Raw genomic sequence first — 17,393 nt, forward strand, 5'->3', positions numbered from 1 at the left:
AGCGTCACCGCCGGCAACAGCGCCACCCTGAACATCGCCACCACCTCGGCCGCGGCGGCGGGCACCTACCCGCTGACCGTGACGGCCACCGCGCCCTCCGGCAGCCACACGGCGACCTACTCGCTGACCGTCACCGGCACGGCCCCGTCGACCGGCCTGGTCAACGGTGACCTGGAGACCGGCAAGGTGGCCCCCTGGACCTGCCAGAGCGGCGGCGGCATCGTGACCACGCCGGTCCACTCCGGCTCGTACGCGCTGCAGGCCGCGGCCTCCGCGAGCCAGACCGGCGACTGCACCCAGACCGTGACGCTCAAGCCCAACACCAGCTACACGCTGAGCGGTTGGGTGCAGGGCAACTACGCCTACCTGGGTGTCAGCGGTGGCGCCAACGCCAGCACCTGGACCATCTCGTCGGGCTGGACCAAGCTCTCCGTCCCCTTCACCACCGACGCCTCCGGCAGCGTCACGGTGTACCTGCACGGCTGGTACGGGCAGGGCAGCGTGTACGGGGACGACTTCTCGATCTCCTGAGCGACGGGCGGCAGACGGCAGCTGACAGCTGACAGCTGACAAGTAACAGATAACGGATAACAGCTGACAGATTTCAACATCTGTCAGCTGTTATCCGTTTGTTGTCATCTGTCCGAGCCCACTCGGGCCCGCTCAGACCCCCTCCGCCCCCTCCCGCAGCAGCCCCGGCCGGCACAGCGTCGCGTACGTCGCCAGCGCCAGCACACCGCAGCCCAGCACCACCAGCGCCAGCAGGGTCGCCGACGGCCGCCCGCCGAGGCTGCTCAACGGCGCGACCACCGCGCCGCACAGGAAGTTGCCCGTCCCCAGCAGCGCCGAGGCCGTCCCGGCCGCCTGCGGCTCCACCAGGCTCAGCGCCTGCGCCGCCGTGTTCGGCAGTACCACCCCGAGGCTGCCCATCAGCACGAACAGCGGCGGGCAGAACCCGGCCAACCCGAAGTCCCACACCGCGGTCAGCAGCACCAGCGCCACCCCGGCCGCGACCGCCGTCCCGAGCCCGGCCAGCATCAGCGACCGCGCGGCGAAGCGCGGCGCCAGCACCCGCCCGTTCAGCTGGGTCATCACCACGATGGAGAGCGAGTTCAGCCCGAACAGCAGGCTGTAGGTCTGCGGCGACACCTGGTAGACGTGCTGGAGGACCGTCGAAGACCCGCTGATGTACCCGAACAGCGCGCCGAACGCCAGCGAGCTGGTCAACGCCAGCCCCAGGAATGGCAGGTGGCGCAGCAGCCGCGCCATCGTGCGCAGCGTCGCAGCGACCCCACCGCCGTCCCGGGCCTGCGGCGGCAGGCTCTCGCGCAGCGCGCCGAACGCGGCCAGGGTGAGCAGCAGTCCGAGCGCCGTCAGCGCCCCGAAGGTGCCGCGCCAGGAGGTGAAGCGCATCAGCTGCGCCCCGATGATCGGGGCGAGGATCGGTGCCAGCCCGGAGATCAGCGCGATCGAGGCGAGGAAGCGCAGCATCGCCACGCCTTGGAAGCGGTCCCGGGCGACGGCCCGTCCGATGACCAGTCCGGCCGACCCGGCCGCGCCCTGGACGAAGCGGGCCGCGATCAGCACCGCCAGGTTCGGCGCGACCACGCACACCACGCTGGACAGGGTGTAGACGACCAGCCCGGCGAGCAGTGGCGGCCGGCGCCCGAAGCGGTCGCTGAGCGGCCCGAAGAGCAGTTGCCCGGCCGCCACCCCGAACATCGAGAAGGTGAGGGTGAGCTGGACGGCCGCCGGTTCGGCGACCAGGTCGTCGGCGATCGCGGGCAGGCCGGGCAGGTAGAGGTCGGTGGTGAGCGGGCCGAGCGCGGTGAGGCCGCCGAGGACGACGACGGTGGCCCGGCCGGCGGCTGCCGACCTGCCGGGCGCCGGGGCCGGGGCTTGGGCTGGATCGGTCGACGTGTCGTCGGTGGGACCGACGGTCGGGCCGGGCATGGCTCTCCTAACGGACGCGGTGACGTGGGGTTCGTTCGCGATCCGTCCTATCGCAGCCCCTCGGACGCGTTGACGGCAGGGGTGCACCGGGACGGATCCGCCCACCGGCCGATCCACAGCACGCGCACGACGAAGGCCCGCCCGCACCTTCCGGTGCCCGGCGGGCCGTTCGTTCCCTGGTCAGGACGGCTGATCCGGGACCAGTGCCCGGTCAGCACCCTCAGTGCTTGGCGACGTGCTCGGCGCGAAGGGCCGCCTGCAGTGTCGCGCCGTCCTGCCACGCGTAGAGCTGGTTGCCGGTGAGCGTCACATTGTAGTGCCCGCAGGTGCCGATGGCCTTGGCCGCGATGCCCTCCGGGAACCAGCCCGCCTTGAGCGAGACCGGCACCGGGTGCGGCCCCTTGCCCGGTACCCCGGTGTTGCAGCCGGAGGGCAGCCGGCCCTCGGGGAGGGTGGCGCGCAGCAGCCGGTCGTCGCCGGTGGTGGACCTCAGGTACTTGACCGAGGAGGCGTTGTCGGGCAGCCAGGTCGGCATCGAGCGACGCTCGGCCTTGGCCTGCGAGCCGCTGTCGAACGCGGCCTGCTCCTGGTGGCGCCCGTCGTACCACTCGGACACCCGCGGGCCGATTGCCACCGCTGCCACGGCGACGGCCATGCCGGTGCCCGCGACTCCCAGCGCGACCTTGCTCACGATGCCCTTCATGCCTGGCTGCCCTCTCCGTGTGCGGTGCCGGTGCGTCCGGTGGGTCCGGTACGTCCGATGCCTGTGCTGCGTCCGTTGCCTGTGCTGCGTGCGGTGCCTGTACGACGTCCGGTGCCTGTACGACGTCCGGTGCGGCCGGGACCGTCGCCGGCCCGTCCGTGACCCGTCCGAGCTGAACGGTCCGCCGTCCGGGTGTATCCATGGTGGCGCGGGCCGACCTTCCGGATCGTCACCACCAGGTCGCGAGCTTGCATCCAACCCACGGGGTACCGTCTCCACCTTCAGGCGTATGTCCGTGGGGCCGACCCCGGAGGTAGATGCCGCTCCGGCGCTCAGGCTGCCACGCCGGGCCCGGGTACGTCCCGGGCCCCGATCGAGCCTGACCCAGGCGGGGCGCCGCCGCAGCCCGGTGTGCTGCACCCGGGGCACCGGCCCGCGGCGGACCGGGCGCACGGCGGGCCGGAGCCAGGGCTGGACCGGGGCTGGGACTGGGGGCGGGACTGGGAACGGGGCGCCGGGTCAGGCGGTCGCGGGGACCGGCCGGGCGACGGGGAAGGGGCGGCCGTCGAGGGTCCAGTGCGGGTCGATCGGGCGCAGCAGCGAGGCGTACACCTGGGCGGCGACGTCGGGGTGGCGGATCTCGCCGGCGGGCGGGCCGGCCGGGATGTCGTGCCCGGCGCAGGCGACCCAGGCGGTCCGCTCCTCGACGGTGCGGCCGCCGTGGCCGCCGGCGTCGACGTGCCCGTGGTCGGTGACCACGATGACGGTCCACTGCTCCTGCGGATAGCCCTCCCGGCCGCGGACGGCGTCGAGCAGGCGGCCGAGGCGCTCGTCGGCGGTGCGCATCGAGGCTCGGTACTCCTCGCCGCAGCCGAGGAAGTGGGCGGTCTCGTCCACGGCGCCCAGGTAGACGAAGGAGGCCTCGGGGTCGGCGGTGCCCAGGACGTGGACGGCCTCCCGGGTGACCTCCTCGTCGACGGCCTCCCAGGCCTCGGGGGTGTCCTCGGCGGGGGCCACGTAGGAGAGCCGGCCGGGGGCGCGGAACAGCGGGCCGCCGGACTCGTTGATCATCAGCGGGTCCCAGCCGGCCGCGACGAAGGTGCGGCGGCGGTCGCCGCGGTTGAGGCGGGTGGCGAAGTCGGGGAAGACGTCCAGCCGGTTGCCGCCGAGGTGGTTGCCCCAGACGCCGTGCTTGGCGGGCTCGACGCCGGTCACGATGGTGGCCCAGCACGGTCCGGACATGGTCGGGGTGGAGTCCGCGACGGTGACCGGCACCAGGAACCCGGCCTCGGCGACCTCCTGGAGGCGCGGCATCGGCACCTGGGCGAGGTAGTCGTGGCGGACTCCGTCGATCCCGACCACGAGGACGCGGGGGCGGGGCCACTGGACTGCGGACATGGTGGGGCTTCCTCTCGGTCGTGCACACCCGGCCGCGCCCGCCGAGGGCGCCGCCGACCGCGCCATGCTTCACGGCCGGCCGTACCGGTCGGCGACGGGGTGCCGAACGGCGGGTGTCCGCGAGGTGTCGGGAGCGTCGGGAGCCTAGCGAGGTGTCGCGAGGTGTCGCGAGGTCAGCCCGCCGCCCGGACGAAGCGGCGGTCGGACTCCGCGAGGTCGGCGGCCGGCCCCGCCGCGCGCAGGACGACGTCCAGGACACCGTCCGGGTCGGCGGCGTAGCAGTTCGCGAACCAGGGCAGGTTGGCCTCGACCACGGCCCAGTGCTCGACCGGGTCGTACGGGTCGGCGATCGGGCCGACGTCCAGCGCGACGGCGCTGGGCAGGGCCAGCGGCCCGGTGTCCCCGACGGCGTCGAGCAGGCGGCGGGCGAAGGCGGTGGCCTCGGCGGTGAGCGGAGCCGGGTCGAGCCGGCCGAAGCGGGCGTAGCGGCTGCCGGTGCGCACCTGCCCGTCGAGCAGGAACAACCGGTACTCGGCGGCGAAGGTCACCGGCTCGCTGACCAGGACGGGGGTGTCCGGGCCGATCCGCTCGCCGGTGCGGGGCAGCCGGGAGCCGTCCGGGTGGACGGCGGGCGGGAAGGACTTGTCGGCGGGCGGCTTGACGAAGGCGGGGTGGCGCAGCGTCCAGGCCTCGGCGAGGGTGGTGAGTTCGATCCGGCGGCGGGTGAACTCCTCGGGGAGGCGGGCGAGCCAGTCGTCCTCGGGTTCGAGCAGGGCGAGCCCGAGCGGCGCCGCGATCCGGGCGGCCGCGAGCGGCCCGCCGTACCAGTGGACGGGCCGTCCGGCGAGCCGCCCGACCGTGTCCGGCCCGGCCAGTACGGCGGTGGCCAGGCCCCGGCGGGCGGCGGCCCCGGTGAGCAGGCCGGTGGTGCCGGTCGGCTGGGCCGAGGTGAGCAGGACGGGCGCGCGCACGGCCGTCAGCCCTCCGGCCGGAACTCGTGGACGACCTCGATCCGGCCGACGATGTGCCGGTTGAACTCCTCCAACTCCTCGGCGGGCACCCAGAGTTCGAGGATCGTCCGGCCGCCGGCCCGCTGCACCGGGTAGCGGGCGAGGAAGTCCGTCTCCACCTCGAAGCGGGTGACGTAGCCGACGCCGGAGGCGGGCACGTTCCAGTCGCGGGCGATCCGGATCGCGTAGTCCTCGTTCAGCACGGGGTAGAAGATCGGCTGCTCGGGCAGCCGGGGCGGCCAGGCGCGCCGGTCGGCGGCCTCGACCAGGGCCAGCTCCTCCGGGCCGGTGGGGCGCCAGAGGGTGGTGGTCGGGGGCTGCTGCCGGGCGGGCTGACTGGTCATGGCGGGACGGTAGCCGGGCCGCGAAGGACCCGGCCACCGGTTATTCGCCGTTCGGGGCGGGGGGCGGCGGTCGGTCAGCGGTAGGCGGACTCGCCGGTGATGGCCTCGCCGAGGACCAGGGTGTGGATCTCGCTGGTGCCCTCGTAGGTGAGCACCGACTCCAGGTTGTTGGCGTGCCGCAGCACCGGGTACTCGGTGGTGATGCCGTTGGCGCCGAGGACGGTCCGGGCGCTGCGGGCGATCTCCAGCGCGGTGCGCACGTTGTTGAGCTTGCCGAAGCTGACGTGCGGCGGGCGGGCCGCGCCCTCCTCCTTGAGCCGGCCGATCCGCAGGGCCACCAGGTACGCCTTCTCGACCTCCAGCATCATCTCGACCAGCTTCTGCTGGGTCAGCTGGAAGCCGGCGATCGGGCGGTCGAACTGGATCCGGCTCTTCGCGTAGTCCAGGGCGGCGGTGTAGCAGTCGCGGGCGGCGCCTACGGTGCCCCAGAGGATGCCGTAGCGGGCCTCGTTGAGGGAGGAGAGCGGGCCGCGCAGGCCGGTGACGCCGGGCAGCACGGCGTCGGCGGGCAGCACCACCTCGTCGAAGGCCAGCTCGCTGGTGACGGAGGCGCGCAGCGAGAGCTTGCCGTGCACGTCGGTCGCGGTCAGGCCACGGGTGCCGCGCTCGACCAGGAAGCCGCGCACGCCCTCCTCGGTCTGCGCCCAGACCACGGCGACGTCGGAGATGCTGCCGTTGGTGATCCACATCTTGCTGCCGGACAGCACCCAGTCGCCGCCCTCGCCGCCCTTGCCCCCCTTGCGGACGGCCCGGGTGCGCATGTTCGCCGGGTCCGAGCCGAAGTCGGGCTCGGTGAGGCCGAAGCAGCCGATCAGCTCACCGGCCGCCATCCCGGGCAGCCAGCGCTGCTTCTGCTCCTCCGAGCCGAAGGCGTGGATCGAGCGCATCGCCAGCGAGCCCTGGACCGAGACGAAGCTGCGCAGCCCCGAGTCGGCCGCCTCCAGCTCCATGCACGCGACCCCGTACGCCACGGCGTCGGCGCCCGCGCAGCCGTAGCCGTCGAGGTGCATGCCGAGCACGCCCAGCGCGCCGAGTTCAGGGGCGAGTTCGCGGGCCGGGAAGACACCGCGCTCGAACCAGTCGCCGATGTGCGGGCGGATCCGCTCCTCGGTGAACCGGCGGACGGTGTCACGGACCAGCCGCTCCTCGTCGGTGAGGAGGTCGCCGACCGCGAGCAGGTCGGCCGGGTCGATCCGGGTCGGCTTCGGCATGGAAGCTCCTTGTAGTCTCGGCGGGACATCGGCGAGTATTCCGCAACCCGCCCGGTCAGGGACCGACGGGAGCGAGTGAGGAAGGCGACATGTCCGGCACGGCGTACGTGGTCGACGAGGTGACGGCCGAGGAACTTGACGGCTCGGTGGCCGAGTTCGCCGGGCTGCTGACGGCGACCGTCCACGACGGTGCCTCGGTCGGCTTCCTCGCCCCGCTGGAGCCGGACGAGTCCGCGGCGTGGTGGCGGGCACTGGTCCCCGAGCTCGCGGCCGGACGGCTGGTGCTGTGGACCGCCCGGGCGGCGGCCGACGGGCGGCTCGCCGGGACGGTGCAGCTGCGGCCGGCCACGACGGCGAACGGGCGGCACCGGGGCGAGGTGGCCAAGCTGATGGTGCACCCGGCGGACCGCGGGCAGCGGCTGGCCGGGCGGCTGCTGGCGGCGCTGGAGGAGCGGGCGGCTCGGTCGGGGATCCGGCTGCTGGTGCTGGACACCGAGACGGGCAGCCCGGCCGAGCGGATGTACGAGGCGGCGGGCTGGACCCGGGTCGGCTCGGTGCCCGACTACGCGGCCGACACGACCGGCTTGCTGCACCCGACGACCATCTTCTCCAAGTCGCTGGTGCGCTGACGGGAACGGCCGGGCCGAACGCGAACGGCCGGTACGGAACACGGAAGGGGAGGCGGGGCATGGCGCGTTGGGCGCTGGTCGTCGAGGAGACGGTCGGGATCGGCAAGGACCGGACCTGGGGCAACAAGGTGCTCGGCGAGGTCGAGGGCACCCGGGAGGAGGCCGTCGCGGAGCTGCGGCGGATCGTCCCGACCTACACCCCGGAGCATCCGATGAGCAGTCGGCAGCAGACGCTGCTGCGGGACGGGAACACCTACCTGCTGATCTCGCGGGGGAGCATGCGGGACTACCACTGCGTGTTCAAGGTGTGGGAGCTGCTGTGGGACAGCAAGCGGCCCGAGGTGCAGGCGGAGCGGTTGACGACTGACGACTGACAGATGACAGATGACAGATGACAGTGTTCAGCGAACAGATGACAGATTTCGAAATCTGTCATCTGTTCGCTGAACACTGTCCGCCGTCCGCCGTCACCACACTCCGCACAACCTCAGCAGCGCCGCGGTCGCCGCCCCGGCCACGACCACCACCGGGAAGGGTGCCCGGCGCCACGCGAGCACGCCCGCGACCAGCACCCCCGCCGGACGGGCCCACCCGGCGAAGCCGTGCCCCTGGGTCAGCGCGCCGGTCGCGACCAGTGCGACCAGCAGTACCGCCGCCGCGACCGCCAGCAGGTGCCGGACCCGCGCGGAGAGCGCGAGCCGGTGCCCGAGCAGTGGGCCGGCCACCCGGTAGGCGTACGTCCCGGCGGCCAGCAGCAGGATCGCGTACAGCGGCATCATCGGACCTCCTCCTTCACGGCCGCCGGGGCGGCGGCCTGCTCTCCCGGTTCCCCTCGCTCCCCCGGCTCCCCTGGTTCCGACCCCGCCCCGGGCCGCCCGGCGAACAGCAGCCCGACCAGGGCCAGCAGCACCGGCAGCCCGCCCGGCACGAAGGGTGTGGCCGCGACGGCCACCACCGCGCCCACCACCGCGGCCGTACGAGTCGCGCGGTCGGTGAGCGAGGGCAGCACCAGTGCGAGCAGCACGGCCGGGAAGGCCGCGTCCAGCCCGAGCGCGTCGGTGTCCCCGATCAGTCCGCCGGCGAGGCCGCCGAGCAGCACCGCCACGTTCCACACCACGAACAGCGAGACCCCGCAGACCCAGAACGCCGCCCGGCGGCGGCGCGGTTCGTGCTGCTGCAGCGCGAAGGCCGCACTCTCGTCGGTGAGCATCTGCGCCCCGAACAGCCTTTGCCACCAGGGGCCTTGGAGTACGTCGGCGACCGCGAACCCGAACGGGAGCAGCCGGGCGTTGAGCACCAGCCCGGTGGCGACGGCCGCGAGCACGCCACCACCGGACAGCACCACGCCGACGGCCGCGAACTGCGAGCCGCCCGCGAAGACCAGGACGGAGAGGGCGGTCGGCACCCAGAGCGGCAGGCCGCCGGAGACGCTGATCGCGCCGAAGGAGGCGCCGACGAGTGCGTCGGCGAGGCAGACCAGGGCGATGTCGCGGAGGGTCGCATGTTCGAGTGTTCGGAGCAGCGAACGCATGTTCATCAGAATGAACCGGGGAGCCCGTGTTCGTCAAGGCGAACGGGAGGACCGATATGACGAACGCCCTTGCGTCCCGCAGCCCCATGCCCCATGGCCCCATGACCCCGACCCGCCCGGGGACCGGCGTGGCAGCATGAACGGCACCACCAGCGGGAAGCCGACCGAAGGAGCCTGGAGAAAGCGTGAGTGGCGAGCATGAGTGACCGGACCACCCGGCCCGAGGGCGCCAACGGCTCCGGTGCGGAGCTGATCGGCCAGATCGCCGCGTCCATCCGGCGCGAACGCGAACGCAGCGGACTGTCGATGGCCGAGCTGGCCCGCCGCGCCGGCATCGCCAAGTCGACGCTCTCGCAGCTGGAGTCGGGCGCGGGCAACCCCAGCGTGGAGACGCTCTGGGCGCTTGGGGTCGCGCTGAACGTGCCGTTCAGCAGGCTGGTCGACCCGCCGCGCCCCACCGTCAAGGTGCTCCGGGCCGGCGAGGGCCCGGTGACCCACTCCGAGCAGGCCAACTACGCGGCCACGGTGCTCTCCTCCTGCCCGCCGAACGCCCGGCGCGACATCTACCGGATCGAGGCCCAGCCGGGCGACACCAGGGCTTCCGAGCCCCATATGCCCGGCACCGTCGAGCACGTGCTGATCGGCTCGGGCCGGGCCCTGGTCGGCCCGACCGAGACGCCGGTCGAACTCGGCCCTGGCGACTACATCAGCTATCCCGGGGACGCCCCCCACGTCTTCCGCGCACTGGCCCCGGACACCCTCGCGGTGATCGTGATGGAGCACATCTGACGGGTGACGGCCAACAGATGACAGCTGACAGATTTCGAAATCTGTCAGCTGTCATCTGTTACCTGTTCTCTGTCAGCCGTTCGCCGTTCGCCGTTACTTCAACAGCCCGTCCAGGAACGGGTTCCCGAACACCCGGTGCGGGTCGTACCGGTCGAGCGTGGCGACCGCCTCGTCCCAGCCGGGCCCGCCCCCGGCGCGCAGGCTGTCGGGAACGGCCCGGCCGATCACGTCCTGGTCGGACCAGGCGGCGTCCGCCGTGTACGCCCACCCCTTGGACCACTCGACCCTCGCCCCGGCCCGGGTGCCGTCGAAGGTGCGCAGCAGCCACTGCTCCAAGTCCCGGGCGAAGCGCTCCAGTCCGGGCGTACCGGGGAAGGCGAGGACGTCGAGCCAGACCGCGGTGTCCCACTCCGGGCGGTCCGCCCGGGGGCGCAGCGCGGACAGCAGCGGCGGCCGGGCGCCGGGGACGCCGGAGTAGGACGGGTCGTCCAGGCCGGTGACCCGGATCTCCACCGCGCCGTTCACCGGGAACTCGCCCCTGGCCTGGTACTCGCCGAGCAACTGCCGGTAGTAGGCGGCGAATTCGCTGACAACCCACTGCAGGTCGGCGCGCTTGGTCAGGATCGCGTAGCCGTTGGCGGTGACCCGCAGCGTGGTGGGCCGGACGTACTGCAGCAGGGCGCGCGAGGGGCCCCAGAGGTCGGAGCGCAGGCCGCCGGCGAGCAGGTGGGTGATCAGGTCGCCGGTGAGCAGGTCACGCAGCAGTCCGCCGGAGAGCAGGACGTCGGTGAGGTCGCCGGTGAGCGCCACCTTGGCGACGAGGTACTGGAGTTGGCCGAACAGCGGGGCCGATCCCCAGGCGCCGGAGATGATTTGGCCGGCCAGTCGGGCGACCGGTTCCGGAATGCTGTCCGAGAAGGGGTAGTTGTAGGGCTGGTCGACGGCCCGGGAGGCGAGCGGCTTGCTCGGGGCGACGGTCCAGGTCTTGAGCCACGGGTAGTCGGTGTAGGCGAACCAGATCGCCTCGACCCGGCCGTCGCGCTCGACGAAGTCGGCGAGGGTGCGCGGGCCCCCGCCGCCGCCCAGCAGTCCGCCGAGCAGCCCTCCGCCGCCGGTGGGGGTGCCGGGGCGGGCGAACAGGTCGCTCGCCGGGATGTCCAGCCGGCTGACGCAGCGCAGCGGGCGGTCGGCTCCGACGCGCAGCACGACCTCGGTGAGGAAGGCGCGGCCGAGGTGCACCAGGAACGCGGCGCTGTCGGCCTCGGCGCGGTCGAAGGTGCGCAGCGCGTAGCGGCCGGTCGCCGGGTCGAGGACGACGGCGGTGAGCTTGACCACCTGGTTGCTGACCGAGCCGTAGCCGTGCCCGTCCGGCCGCAGTTCGCCGCCGGCGCCGGTGGCGGTGCCGTGGCCGCCGATGGCGAGCACTCCGCCGACGGTGAGGTCGCCCGGCGCCGGGCAGGCCGTCAGGCCGAGGCCCCGGTCGGACAGGTGGGTGAGCAGCGCGTCCATGCTCGCGCCGGTCTGCGCCCGCACGGTGGTGGGTGAGTCGGCGGTGATGGCCGTGAGGTACCGGTTGGTGTCCACGAGCAGGACGCGGGCGTCGGCCGGGGTGCCGTTGGCGACGGTGAGCGGGGCCCAGGTGTGCCGGTAGCCGGTGGCGCGCAGCCGCCAGCCGTTGGCGTGCGCCCAGTCGGCGAGGGCCGGGACCTCCTCGGGGGTGCGCGGTGCGCAGGTCCACAGCTGGTCGGTGCGGATCTCGCCGGACCAGTTCTGGAACACCCGCTGGTACAGCTCGGTGCCGGCGGGAAGGCCGGGCGGTACGGGCGTGGCCGCCTCGGCGCTGTCGGGGCCGATGGTGCCGCGCAGCAGCCAGGCGGCGGCGCCGAGCGCCGCGGAGGCGCCGAGCAGCTGCCGTCTGGTCAGGCCGCGGTGGGTGTCGTTGCCGTCGTGTTCTGTGGTCATCCGGTCCGCCCCCTGCGTCGGTTTCCCCGGGCCGGATCGCGGCGCTCCGGGGCGGTCGGAATCCGCCCGACCCGGTCAGGAGCGTACGAAGTGCCGTACGACCGTTTGAAGCGTTCCGGCCGGGATCTCACTCGTTCGAGTGATCATGGCGCGAACGGCCGAGGGCCGTCCACCCGGTGCGGCGGCGGGGCGGGGCGGGGGCGGCGTGGTTTCGGCGGTCGCCGAACTGTTGCCCGGCCGTCCGAGGGACGCATAGGTTGATCTTGACCACCGACTCCCCCGCCCGCCGGAGGCTCCGCCGTGCCCTCGTCCGCGCCTCCGTCCGCGCCGCTCGCCGACATCGGCACCGCGCCCGCGACCCCCTCCCCCGTCACGGTCACCGTCGCCCAGCCCGTCTGCGCCGCCCCCGGCCGTCCGGACACCCTGGCCGTCAACGCCGGACGGCACGCCGCGGCCGTCCGGGAGGCGGGGACCCGACTGGTGGTGTTCCCCGAGCTGTCCCTGACCGGCTACGACCTGACCGCCCCCGCCGTCGACCCGGCGGACGCCCGGCTCGCCCCGCTGGTCGAGGCCTGCGGCGCCACCGGCGCCCTGGCGCTGGTCGGCGCGCCGGTCGTAGAGGCCGACGGGCGCGAGTCCATCGCCACCCTGGCGGTCACCGGCGGGGGCGCCCGGGTCGTCTACCGCAAGATGCGGCTGCACGGGCCGGAGCTCGACCGGTTCAGCCCCGGCGAGCGGCCCGTCGTGCTGGAGCTGGACGGTCTGCGGCTCGGCCTGGCGGTGTGCGCCGACGCCGCCGACCCGGCCCATGCCGAGGAGACCGCCGCCCTCGGTATCGACGCCTACGTCGCCTCCACCCTGTACGGTCCCGGACCCGCGCAGGCCGAGCGGCTCGCCGGGCACCTGCGGGAGCGGACCGGCGCGCACGGGGTCTGGGGCGTACTGTCCACCAGTGCCGGGGCCAGCGGCGAGTTCGCGGAGACCTCGGGCTGCTCCGGCGTGTGGGCCCCGGACGGCACGGTCGTCGGGCAGCTCGGCGCCGAGCCGGGTGGGCTGCTGCGGGTGGAAATACCCGGGGCCCGCGAGCGGCTGTGGTGATCGGAAGTCCCGTGACCGGGCCGGACCGGCCCGTACAGGAGGTGCAGCGCGCGATGGGTGACGAGCGGGAGAGGCCGCAGGAGTACCGGGTCGAGCACGACTCGATGGGCGAGGTGCGGGTGCCGGCGGCCGCGAAGTGGCAGGCGCAGACGCAGCGGGCGGTGGAGAACTTCCCGGTGTCCGGCCAACGGCTGGAGCGCGCGCACATCGCCGCGCTGGCCCGGGTCAAAGCGGCCGCGGCGCGGGTGAACGCCCGCCTCGGGGTCCTGGACGAGGAGACGGCCGGGGCGATCGCGGCGGCCGCCGAGGAGGTCGCGGAGGGCCGCTGGGACGACGAGTTCCCGGTGGACGTGTTCCAGACCGGTTCGGGCACCTCGTCCAACATGAACGCCAACGAGGTGATCGCCACCCTGGCCGGCGAGCGGCTGGGGCGGCCGGTCCACCCGAACGACCAGGTGAACGCCAGCCAGTCGTCCAACGACGTGTTCCCGTCCTCGATCCACATCGCCGCCACCGCCGCCGTCACCCACGACCTGATCCCGGCGCTGGAGCACCTGGCGGAGGCGCTGGAGCGCAAGTCGGTCGAGTTCGCGCAGGTGGTCAAGTCCGGCCGCACGCACCTGATGGACGCCACGCCCGTCACCCTCGGCCAGGAGTTCGGCGGCTACGCGGCCCAGGTGCGGCACGGGCGGGAGCGGCTGCTGGCGACCCTCCCCCGGGTCGCCGAACTGCCGCTCGGCGGAACGGCGGTGGGCACCGGCATCAACACTCCGCCCGGGTTCCCGGCGGCCGTCATCGAGGAGGTCGCCCGGGCCACCGGGCTGCCGCTGACCGAGGCCCGCGACCACTTCGAGGCGCAGGGCGCGCGGGACGCGCTGGTCGAGCTGAGCGGCCAACTGCGCACGGTGGCGGTGGGGTTCACGAAGATCGCGAACGACCTGCGGTGGATGGGCTCCGGTCCGCGCACCGGCCTGGGCGAGATCAACCTGCCGGACCTGCAGCCCGGTTCGTCCATCATGCCGGGCAAGGTGAACCCGGTGCTGCCCGAGGTGGTGCTGATGGTCGCCGCCCAGGTGGTGGGCAACGACGCGACGGTGACGCTGGCCGGCGCGAGCGGCAACTTCGAGCTGAACGTGATGCTCCCGGTGATCGCCCGCAACGTGCTGGAGTCGGTGCGGCTGCTGGCCAACAGCGCCCGGCTGCTGGCGGACCGGACGGTGGACGGCATCACCGCGAACGTCGAACGGGCCCGCGAGTACGCGGAGTCCTCGCCCTCGGTGGTGACGCCGCTGAACCGCTACATCGGGTACGAGGAGGCGGCGAAGGTCGCCAAGCAGGCGCTGGCCGAGCGGAAGACCATCCGCCAGGTGGTGCTGGAGCGCGGGTACGTCGAGCGGGGCGCGCTCACCGAGGAGGAGCTGGACCGGGCGCTGGACGTGCTGCGGATGACGCACCCGTAGCCGGCCCGGCCCGGCCTCGTCGGCCGGTGCGCCGGGGCGCGGCGGGCAGGAGTGCCCTCCGTGCCCCGGACGCGGGCTGCGGGGAAGGTCAGCCCTTGGCGCGGCCGGCCCGGCCGAGCCGCATCGCTGCTCCGTTCGACGTGATCGTGGCCATCGAGAGCGCCGCGAGTCCGAGCAGGAACATCACGGCACCGACGATGACGCAGGTGACGATGTTCTTGCCGTGCGCGACGGACCCGGAGACGGCCCAGGGAGAGATGATCGTCCAGATACCGAGCGCGGCGGCGGCCCAGGCCCTCGCGTGGGTGCGCTCGTAGGCCGAGCCGTAGCCGGCCATCAGTGCCGTGTAGGCCAGCCCGACGATCAGGCAGGTCACGGTCAGGGTGCTGAACGCGGTGAAGCCGACGATCCACGGCGATGCCGCGAGGAACAGGCCGGCCAGAACGGCCAGGGCTTCGACGCCCTGGGCGCGGGGGGTCGAGGTGACCCGCTCGTAGTGTTCCCGGAGTTCGACGATGTCCGGGTGGTGCTCCATGCCTGTCGGCACATGGGTTGCCACCGATACCACCTCCTGTGGTTTCGGACCATGGGAAGGGGCAAGCCCCGTACCTATTCTGGCGCTTCTCCAAGGTTTTGCACCTGATAGTCCGGAATGACCGATAACCATCCGATCACGCCGGTGACCTGCGTCTCAACACTCCGAGGGCCCATTGCCTATGCAACTCGTTGCATAGCAGGATGCTGGGCATGGCACTGGAGCACGCGATCCTCGTCTCGCTGCTGGAGCAGCCCGGCTCCGGGTACGAACTGGCCCAGCGCTTCGACCGCTCCATCGGACGCTTCTGGACCGCCACCCACCAGCAGATCTACCGGGTGCTGCGGCGGATGGAGGCGGACGGCTGGGTCGCCGCCGAGGAGGTCGCGCAGGACGGCCGCCCGGACAAGAAGGTCTACTCGGCGGCCGGGCCCGGACGGGCCGCGCTGGCCGACTGGCTGCGCGAACCGGTCGAACCGGAGACCGTACGGCACGAGCTCGCAGTCAAGATCCGGGCCGCCGCCTTCGACGACCCGGCCGCGCTGATCTCCGAGGTCGAGCGGCACCGCGACAGCCACGCCGCCCTCCTCGCCCGCTACCTGCACGGCGAGCAGCGGGACTTCCCCGACCTCACCGCGCTGGACACCCGGCAGGAGCTCCAGCACGTCGTGCTGCGCGGCGGCATCGAGTTCGAGCGGATGACCCTCGCCTGGCTGGACGACGTGCTCGCCACCCTGCGCCGGCTCGCGGAGGACGGACGGGGAACAGATCACAGATGACGGATAACAGATGACAGAGTTTGAAATCTGAAATCTGTTCGCTGACATCTGTCTTCTGAACTCTGTTCGCCGCCGTCCGTCCACCCGCCCGCCGCACCCCGCCCCGCCGAGTCCTCACACCCTCGACCCCCTGGGAGCCCCCGATGCTCTTCAACCCGCGCACCTACGACCCCGCGCAGTTCGACGAGCCGACCCGCCGGCTGCTGCGCGCGACCGTCGACTGGTTCGAGTCCCGCGGCAAGAAGGCGCTCATCGACACCTACATCGACCGCGCCTGGTACGGCGACTTCCTGGAATTCGCCGCCCGGGAGGGCCTGTTCGCGGAGTTCCTGACCCCGTCCGCGGCCGACGCCGACAAGCGCTGGGACACCGCGCGGATCGCCGAGCTGAACGAGATCCTCGGCTTCTACGGCCTCGGCTACTGGTACACCTGGCAGGTCACCATCCTGGGCCTCGGCCCGGTCTGGCAGAGCGAGAACGAGGCCGTCCGGGCCCGCGCCGCCAAGCTCCTCGCCGAGGGCCACGTGATGGCCTTCGGCCTGTCCGAGCGCTCCCACGGCGCCGACATCTACTCCACCGACATGATCCTCACCCCGGACGGCGAGGGCGGCTTCACCGCGACCGGCCCCAAGTACTACATCGGCAACGGCAACGTGGCCGGCCTGGTCTCGGTGTTCGGCCGCCGCTCGGACGTCGAGGGCCCCGAGGGCTACGTCTTCTTCGCCGCCGACAGCCGCCACGACGCGTACCACCTGGTCAAGAACGTCGTGAACGCGCAGATGTACGTCAGCGAGTTCCGCCTGGAGGACTACCCGGTCCGGGCCGAGGACGTGCTGCACACCGGGCAGGCCGCCTTCGACGCCGCGCTGAACACCGTCAACGTCGGCAAGTTCAACCTCTGCACCGCCTCGGTCGGCATCTGCGAGCACGCGATGTACGAGGCCGTCACGCACGCCCACAACCGGGTGCTGTACGGCCACAAGGTCACCGACTTCCCGCACGTGCGGCGGGAGTTGACCGACGCGTACGCCCGCCTGGTGGCGATGAAGCTGTTCAGCGCGCGGGCCGTCGACTACTTCCGCACGGCCTCCGCCGAGGACCGCCGCTACCTGCTCTTCAACCCGATGACCAAGATGAAGGTCACCACCGAGGGCGAGAAGGTCATCGACCTGATGTGGGACGTCATCGCGGCCAAGGGCTTCGAGGCGGACACCTACTTCGACAAGGCCGCCAAGGACATCCGCGGCCTGCCGAAGCTGGAGGGCACGGTCCACGTCAACCTGGCGCTGATCCTCAAGTTCATGGGCAACTACCTGTTCGCGCCCGCCGAGTACCCGCCGGTGCCGACCCGGCTGGACGCCGCCGACGACGCCTTCCTGTTCCACCAGGGCCCGGCCCGCGGCCTCGGCGCGATCCGCTTCCACGACTGGCGCGCCGCCTACGACCGGCACGCCCAGCTGCCGAACGTCGCCCGCTTCCGCGAGCAGGCCGACGGCTTCTGCGAGCTGCTGATCAAGCACGCGCCGAGCAAGGAGCAGCAGGCCGACCTGGACTTCCTGCTGGAGATCGGCCAGCTGTTCGCGCTGATCGTCTACGGCCAGCTGGTGCTGGAGCAGGCCGAGCTGACCGGCCTCGACGCCGATGTCCTGGACCAGGTCTTCGACGCGCTGGTCCGCGACTTCTCCGCGCACGCGACCGAGCTGCACGGCAAGGCCTCCGCCACCGAGGAGCAGGCCGCCTGGGCGCTGGCCAACGTGCGCCGCCCGGTGGCGGACGCCGAGCGCGCCGCGAAGGTGTGGGCGCGGGTCGAGGCGCTCTCGGGCGCGTACGAGATGCAGCCGTGACGCAGTGGTGACGCAGTCGTAGGTCCGGTGGGACCAGGACGACTCCGGGGGTGCCGGTCGGCGGACCGGCGCCCCCGGACGGCTGCG

Annotated in this window: 18 protein-coding genes; 8 read left to right on the forward strand and 10 right to left on the reverse strand. The window is 72.9% G+C overall.

Annotated features, from left to right (window positions below; translation table 11 throughout):
• A partial coding sequence (locus ACFC1T_RS20955; protein ID WP_375890671.1) for a carbohydrate binding domain-containing protein occupies window positions 1–531 on the forward strand: 531 nt, incomplete at its 5' end.
• 132 nt (window positions 532–663) lie between these two features.
• On the opposite strand, the gene ACFC1T_RS20960 is transcribed toward ACFC1T_RS20955, so the two are convergent.
• The 6 genes from ACFC1T_RS20960 to ACFC1T_RS20985 form a co-directional block, all read right to left on the reverse strand.
• On the reverse strand, window positions 664–1,953 hold the full coding sequence (locus ACFC1T_RS20960) for a multidrug effflux MFS transporter (RefSeq protein WP_375890673.1): 1,290 nt from the start codon (window positions 1,951–1,953) through the stop codon (window positions 664–666).
• A gap of 220 nt (window positions 1,954–2,173) precedes the next feature.
• Window positions 2,174–2,656, reverse strand: coding sequence for a hypothetical protein (locus tag ACFC1T_RS20965; protein WP_375890675.1), 483 nt, complete (start codon window positions 2,654–2,656; stop codon window positions 2,174–2,176).
• Between the two features lie 519 nt (window positions 2,657–3,175).
• The gene (locus ACFC1T_RS20970) at window positions 3,176–4,054 is read right to left on the reverse strand and encodes an alkaline phosphatase family protein (RefSeq protein WP_375890676.1); all 879 of its coding nucleotides are present in this window, start codon (window positions 4,052–4,054) and stop codon (window positions 3,176–3,178) included.
• 173 nt (window positions 4,055–4,227) lie between these two features.
• Window positions 4,228–5,025, reverse strand: coding sequence for an ATP-grasp domain-containing protein (locus ACFC1T_RS20975; protein WP_375890677.1), 798 nt, complete (start codon window positions 5,023–5,025; stop codon window positions 4,228–4,230).
• A 5-nt stretch (window positions 5,026–5,030) separates the two neighbouring features.
• The gene (locus ACFC1T_RS20980; RefSeq protein WP_375890678.1) at window positions 5,031–5,408 is read right to left on the reverse strand and encodes a hypothetical protein; all 378 of its coding nucleotides are present in this window, start codon (window positions 5,406–5,408) and stop codon (window positions 5,031–5,033) included.
• Between the two features lie 74 nt (window positions 5,409–5,482).
• Window positions 5,483–6,679, reverse strand: coding sequence for an acyl-CoA dehydrogenase family protein (locus ACFC1T_RS20985; protein WP_375890680.1), 1,197 nt, complete (start codon window positions 6,677–6,679; stop codon window positions 5,483–5,485).
• A gap of 89 nt (window positions 6,680–6,768) precedes the next feature.
• Between ACFC1T_RS20985 and ACFC1T_RS20990 the strand changes: the two genes are divergently transcribed.
• Together ACFC1T_RS20990 and ACFC1T_RS20995 are read left to right on the forward strand one after the other, a co-directional pair.
• On the forward strand, window positions 6,769–7,308 hold the full coding sequence (locus ACFC1T_RS20990) for a GNAT family N-acetyltransferase (protein ID WP_375890682.1): 540 nt from the start codon (window positions 6,769–6,771) through the stop codon (window positions 7,306–7,308).
• 59 nt (window positions 7,309–7,367) lie between these two features.
• Window positions 7,368–7,682: a hypothetical protein gene (locus ACFC1T_RS20995; RefSeq protein WP_375890683.1), complete on the forward strand. Its 315-nt coding sequence runs from the start codon at window positions 7,368–7,370 to the stop codon at window positions 7,680–7,682.
• A gap of 93 nt (window positions 7,683–7,775) precedes the next feature.
• Here the strand turns inward: ACFC1T_RS20995 and ACFC1T_RS21000 are convergent, their stop codons facing one another.
• Together ACFC1T_RS21000 and ACFC1T_RS21005 are read right to left on the reverse strand one after the other, a co-directional pair.
• Entirely contained in the window at window positions 7,776–8,084 is a 309-nt protein-coding gene (locus tag ACFC1T_RS21000) for an AzlD domain-containing protein (RefSeq protein WP_375890767.1), read from the reverse strand.
• Complete coding sequence (locus ACFC1T_RS21005) at window positions 8,084–8,839, reverse strand: AzlC family ABC transporter permease (RefSeq protein ID WP_375890685.1); 756 nt, start codon at window positions 8,837–8,839, stop codon at window positions 8,084–8,086. The genes ACFC1T_RS21000 and ACFC1T_RS21005 overlap by 1 nt, the downstream gene beginning before the upstream one ends.
• Before the next feature lie 198 nt (window positions 8,840–9,037).
• Here ACFC1T_RS21005 and ACFC1T_RS21010 point away from each other — a divergent pair, with 198 nt between their 5' ends.
• Window positions 9,038–9,628, forward strand: coding sequence for a helix-turn-helix domain-containing protein (locus ACFC1T_RS21010; protein WP_375890687.1), 591 nt, complete (start codon window positions 9,038–9,040; stop codon window positions 9,626–9,628).
• A gap of 93 nt (window positions 9,629–9,721) precedes the next feature.
• Here the strand turns inward: ACFC1T_RS21010 and ACFC1T_RS21015 are convergent, their stop codons facing one another.
• Window positions 9,722–11,590, reverse strand: a complete 1,869-nt coding sequence (locus ACFC1T_RS21015; RefSeq protein WP_375890689.1) for a cholesterol oxidase substrate-binding domain-containing protein — start codon at window positions 11,588–11,590, stop codon at window positions 9,722–9,724.
• Between the two features lie 300 nt (window positions 11,591–11,890).
• On the opposite strand from ACFC1T_RS21015, the gene ACFC1T_RS21020 reads away from it, so the two are divergent.
• Together ACFC1T_RS21020 and ACFC1T_RS21025 are read left to right on the forward strand one after the other, a co-directional pair.
• On the forward strand, window positions 11,891–12,688 hold the full coding sequence (locus tag ACFC1T_RS21020) for a carbon-nitrogen hydrolase family protein (protein ID WP_375890690.1): 798 nt from the start codon (window positions 11,891–11,893) through the stop codon (window positions 12,686–12,688).
• A 53-nt stretch (window positions 12,689–12,741) separates the two neighbouring features.
• Window positions 12,742–14,148 (forward strand): class II fumarate hydratase, encoded by a 1,407-nt coding sequence (locus tag ACFC1T_RS21025; RefSeq protein ID WP_375890692.1) that lies wholly within the window; start codon window positions 12,742–12,744, stop codon window positions 14,146–14,148.
• 88 nt (window positions 14,149–14,236) lie between these two features.
• Here ACFC1T_RS21025 and ACFC1T_RS21030 read toward each other — a convergent pair whose 3' ends face one another.
• Window positions 14,237–14,707 carry an SPW repeat protein gene (locus ACFC1T_RS21030; protein ID WP_375890694.1) on the reverse strand — a complete coding sequence of 157 codons (471 nt, stop codon included), beginning with the start codon at window positions 14,705–14,707 and terminating at the stop codon, window positions 14,237–14,239.
• Between the two features lie 188 nt (window positions 14,708–14,895).
• Here ACFC1T_RS21030 and ACFC1T_RS21035 point away from each other — a divergent pair, with 188 nt between their 5' ends.
• Window positions 14,896–15,462, forward strand: coding sequence for a PadR family transcriptional regulator (locus tag ACFC1T_RS21035; protein ID WP_375890696.1), 567 nt, complete (start codon window positions 14,896–14,898; stop codon window positions 15,460–15,462).
• Between the two features lie 143 nt (window positions 15,463–15,605).
• Window positions 15,606–17,306, forward strand: a complete 1,701-nt coding sequence (locus ACFC1T_RS21040; protein WP_375890698.1) for an acyl-CoA dehydrogenase family protein — start codon at window positions 15,606–15,608, stop codon at window positions 17,304–17,306.
• The last annotated feature ends 87 nt before the right edge of the window (window positions 17,307–17,393 follow it).

Origin of the sequence: Kitasatospora sp. NPDC056076 (genome assembly GCF_042266305.1) — a bacterium.
Lineage (GTDB): Bacteria > Actinomycetota > Actinomycetes > Streptomycetales > Streptomycetaceae > Kitasatospora.

Excerpts from the sequence above, each read along its gene's own strand:
- ACFC1T_RS21005 (WP_375890685.1), bottom strand. The coding sequence starts at position 8,839 with ATGCGTTCGCTGCTCCGAACACTCGAACATGCGACCCTCCGCGACATC.
- ACFC1T_RS21025 (WP_375890692.1), top strand. The coding sequence starts at position 12,742 with ATGGGTGACGAGCGGGAGAGGCCGCAGGAGTACCGGGTCGAGCACGAC.
- ACFC1T_RS20965 (WP_375890675.1), bottom strand. The coding sequence starts at position 2,656 with ATGAAGGGCATCGTGAGCAAGGTCGCGCTGGGAGTCGCGGGCACCGGC.
- ACFC1T_RS20990 (WP_375890682.1), top strand. The coding sequence starts at position 6,769 with ATGTCCGGCACGGCGTACGTGGTCGACGAGGTGACGGCCGAGGAACTT.
- ACFC1T_RS21040 (WP_375890698.1), top strand. The coding sequence starts at position 15,606 with ATGCTCTTCAACCCGCGCACCTACGACCCCGCGCAGTTCGACGAGCCG.
- ACFC1T_RS20980 (WP_375890678.1), bottom strand. The coding sequence starts at position 5,408 with ATGACCAGTCAGCCCGCCCGGCAGCAGCCCCCGACCACCACCCTCTGG.
- ACFC1T_RS20970 (WP_375890676.1), bottom strand. The coding sequence starts at position 4,054 with ATGTCCGCAGTCCAGTGGCCCCGCCCCCGCGTCCTCGTGGTCGGGATC.
- ACFC1T_RS21015 (WP_375890689.1), bottom strand. The coding sequence starts at position 11,590 with ATGACCACAGAACACGACGGCAACGACACCCACCGCGGCCTGACCAGA.
- ACFC1T_RS20960 (WP_375890673.1), bottom strand. The coding sequence starts at position 1,953 with ATGCCCGGCCCGACCGTCGGTCCCACCGACGACACGTCGACCGATCCA.
- ACFC1T_RS21010 (WP_375890687.1), top strand. The coding sequence starts at position 9,038 with ATGAGTGACCGGACCACCCGGCCCGAGGGCGCCAACGGCTCCGGTGCG.
- ACFC1T_RS20995 (WP_375890683.1), top strand. The coding sequence starts at position 7,368 with ATGGCGCGTTGGGCGCTGGTCGTCGAGGAGACGGTCGGGATCGGCAAG.
- ACFC1T_RS20985 (WP_375890680.1), bottom strand. The coding sequence starts at position 6,679 with ATGCCGAAGCCGACCCGGATCGACCCGGCCGACCTGCTCGCGGTCGGC.
- ACFC1T_RS21035 (WP_375890696.1), top strand. The coding sequence starts at position 14,896 with ATGGCACTGGAGCACGCGATCCTCGTCTCGCTGCTGGAGCAGCCCGGC.
- ACFC1T_RS21000 (WP_375890767.1), bottom strand. The coding sequence starts at position 8,084 with ATGCCGCTGTACGCGATCCTGCTGCTGGCCGCCGGGACGTACGCCTAC.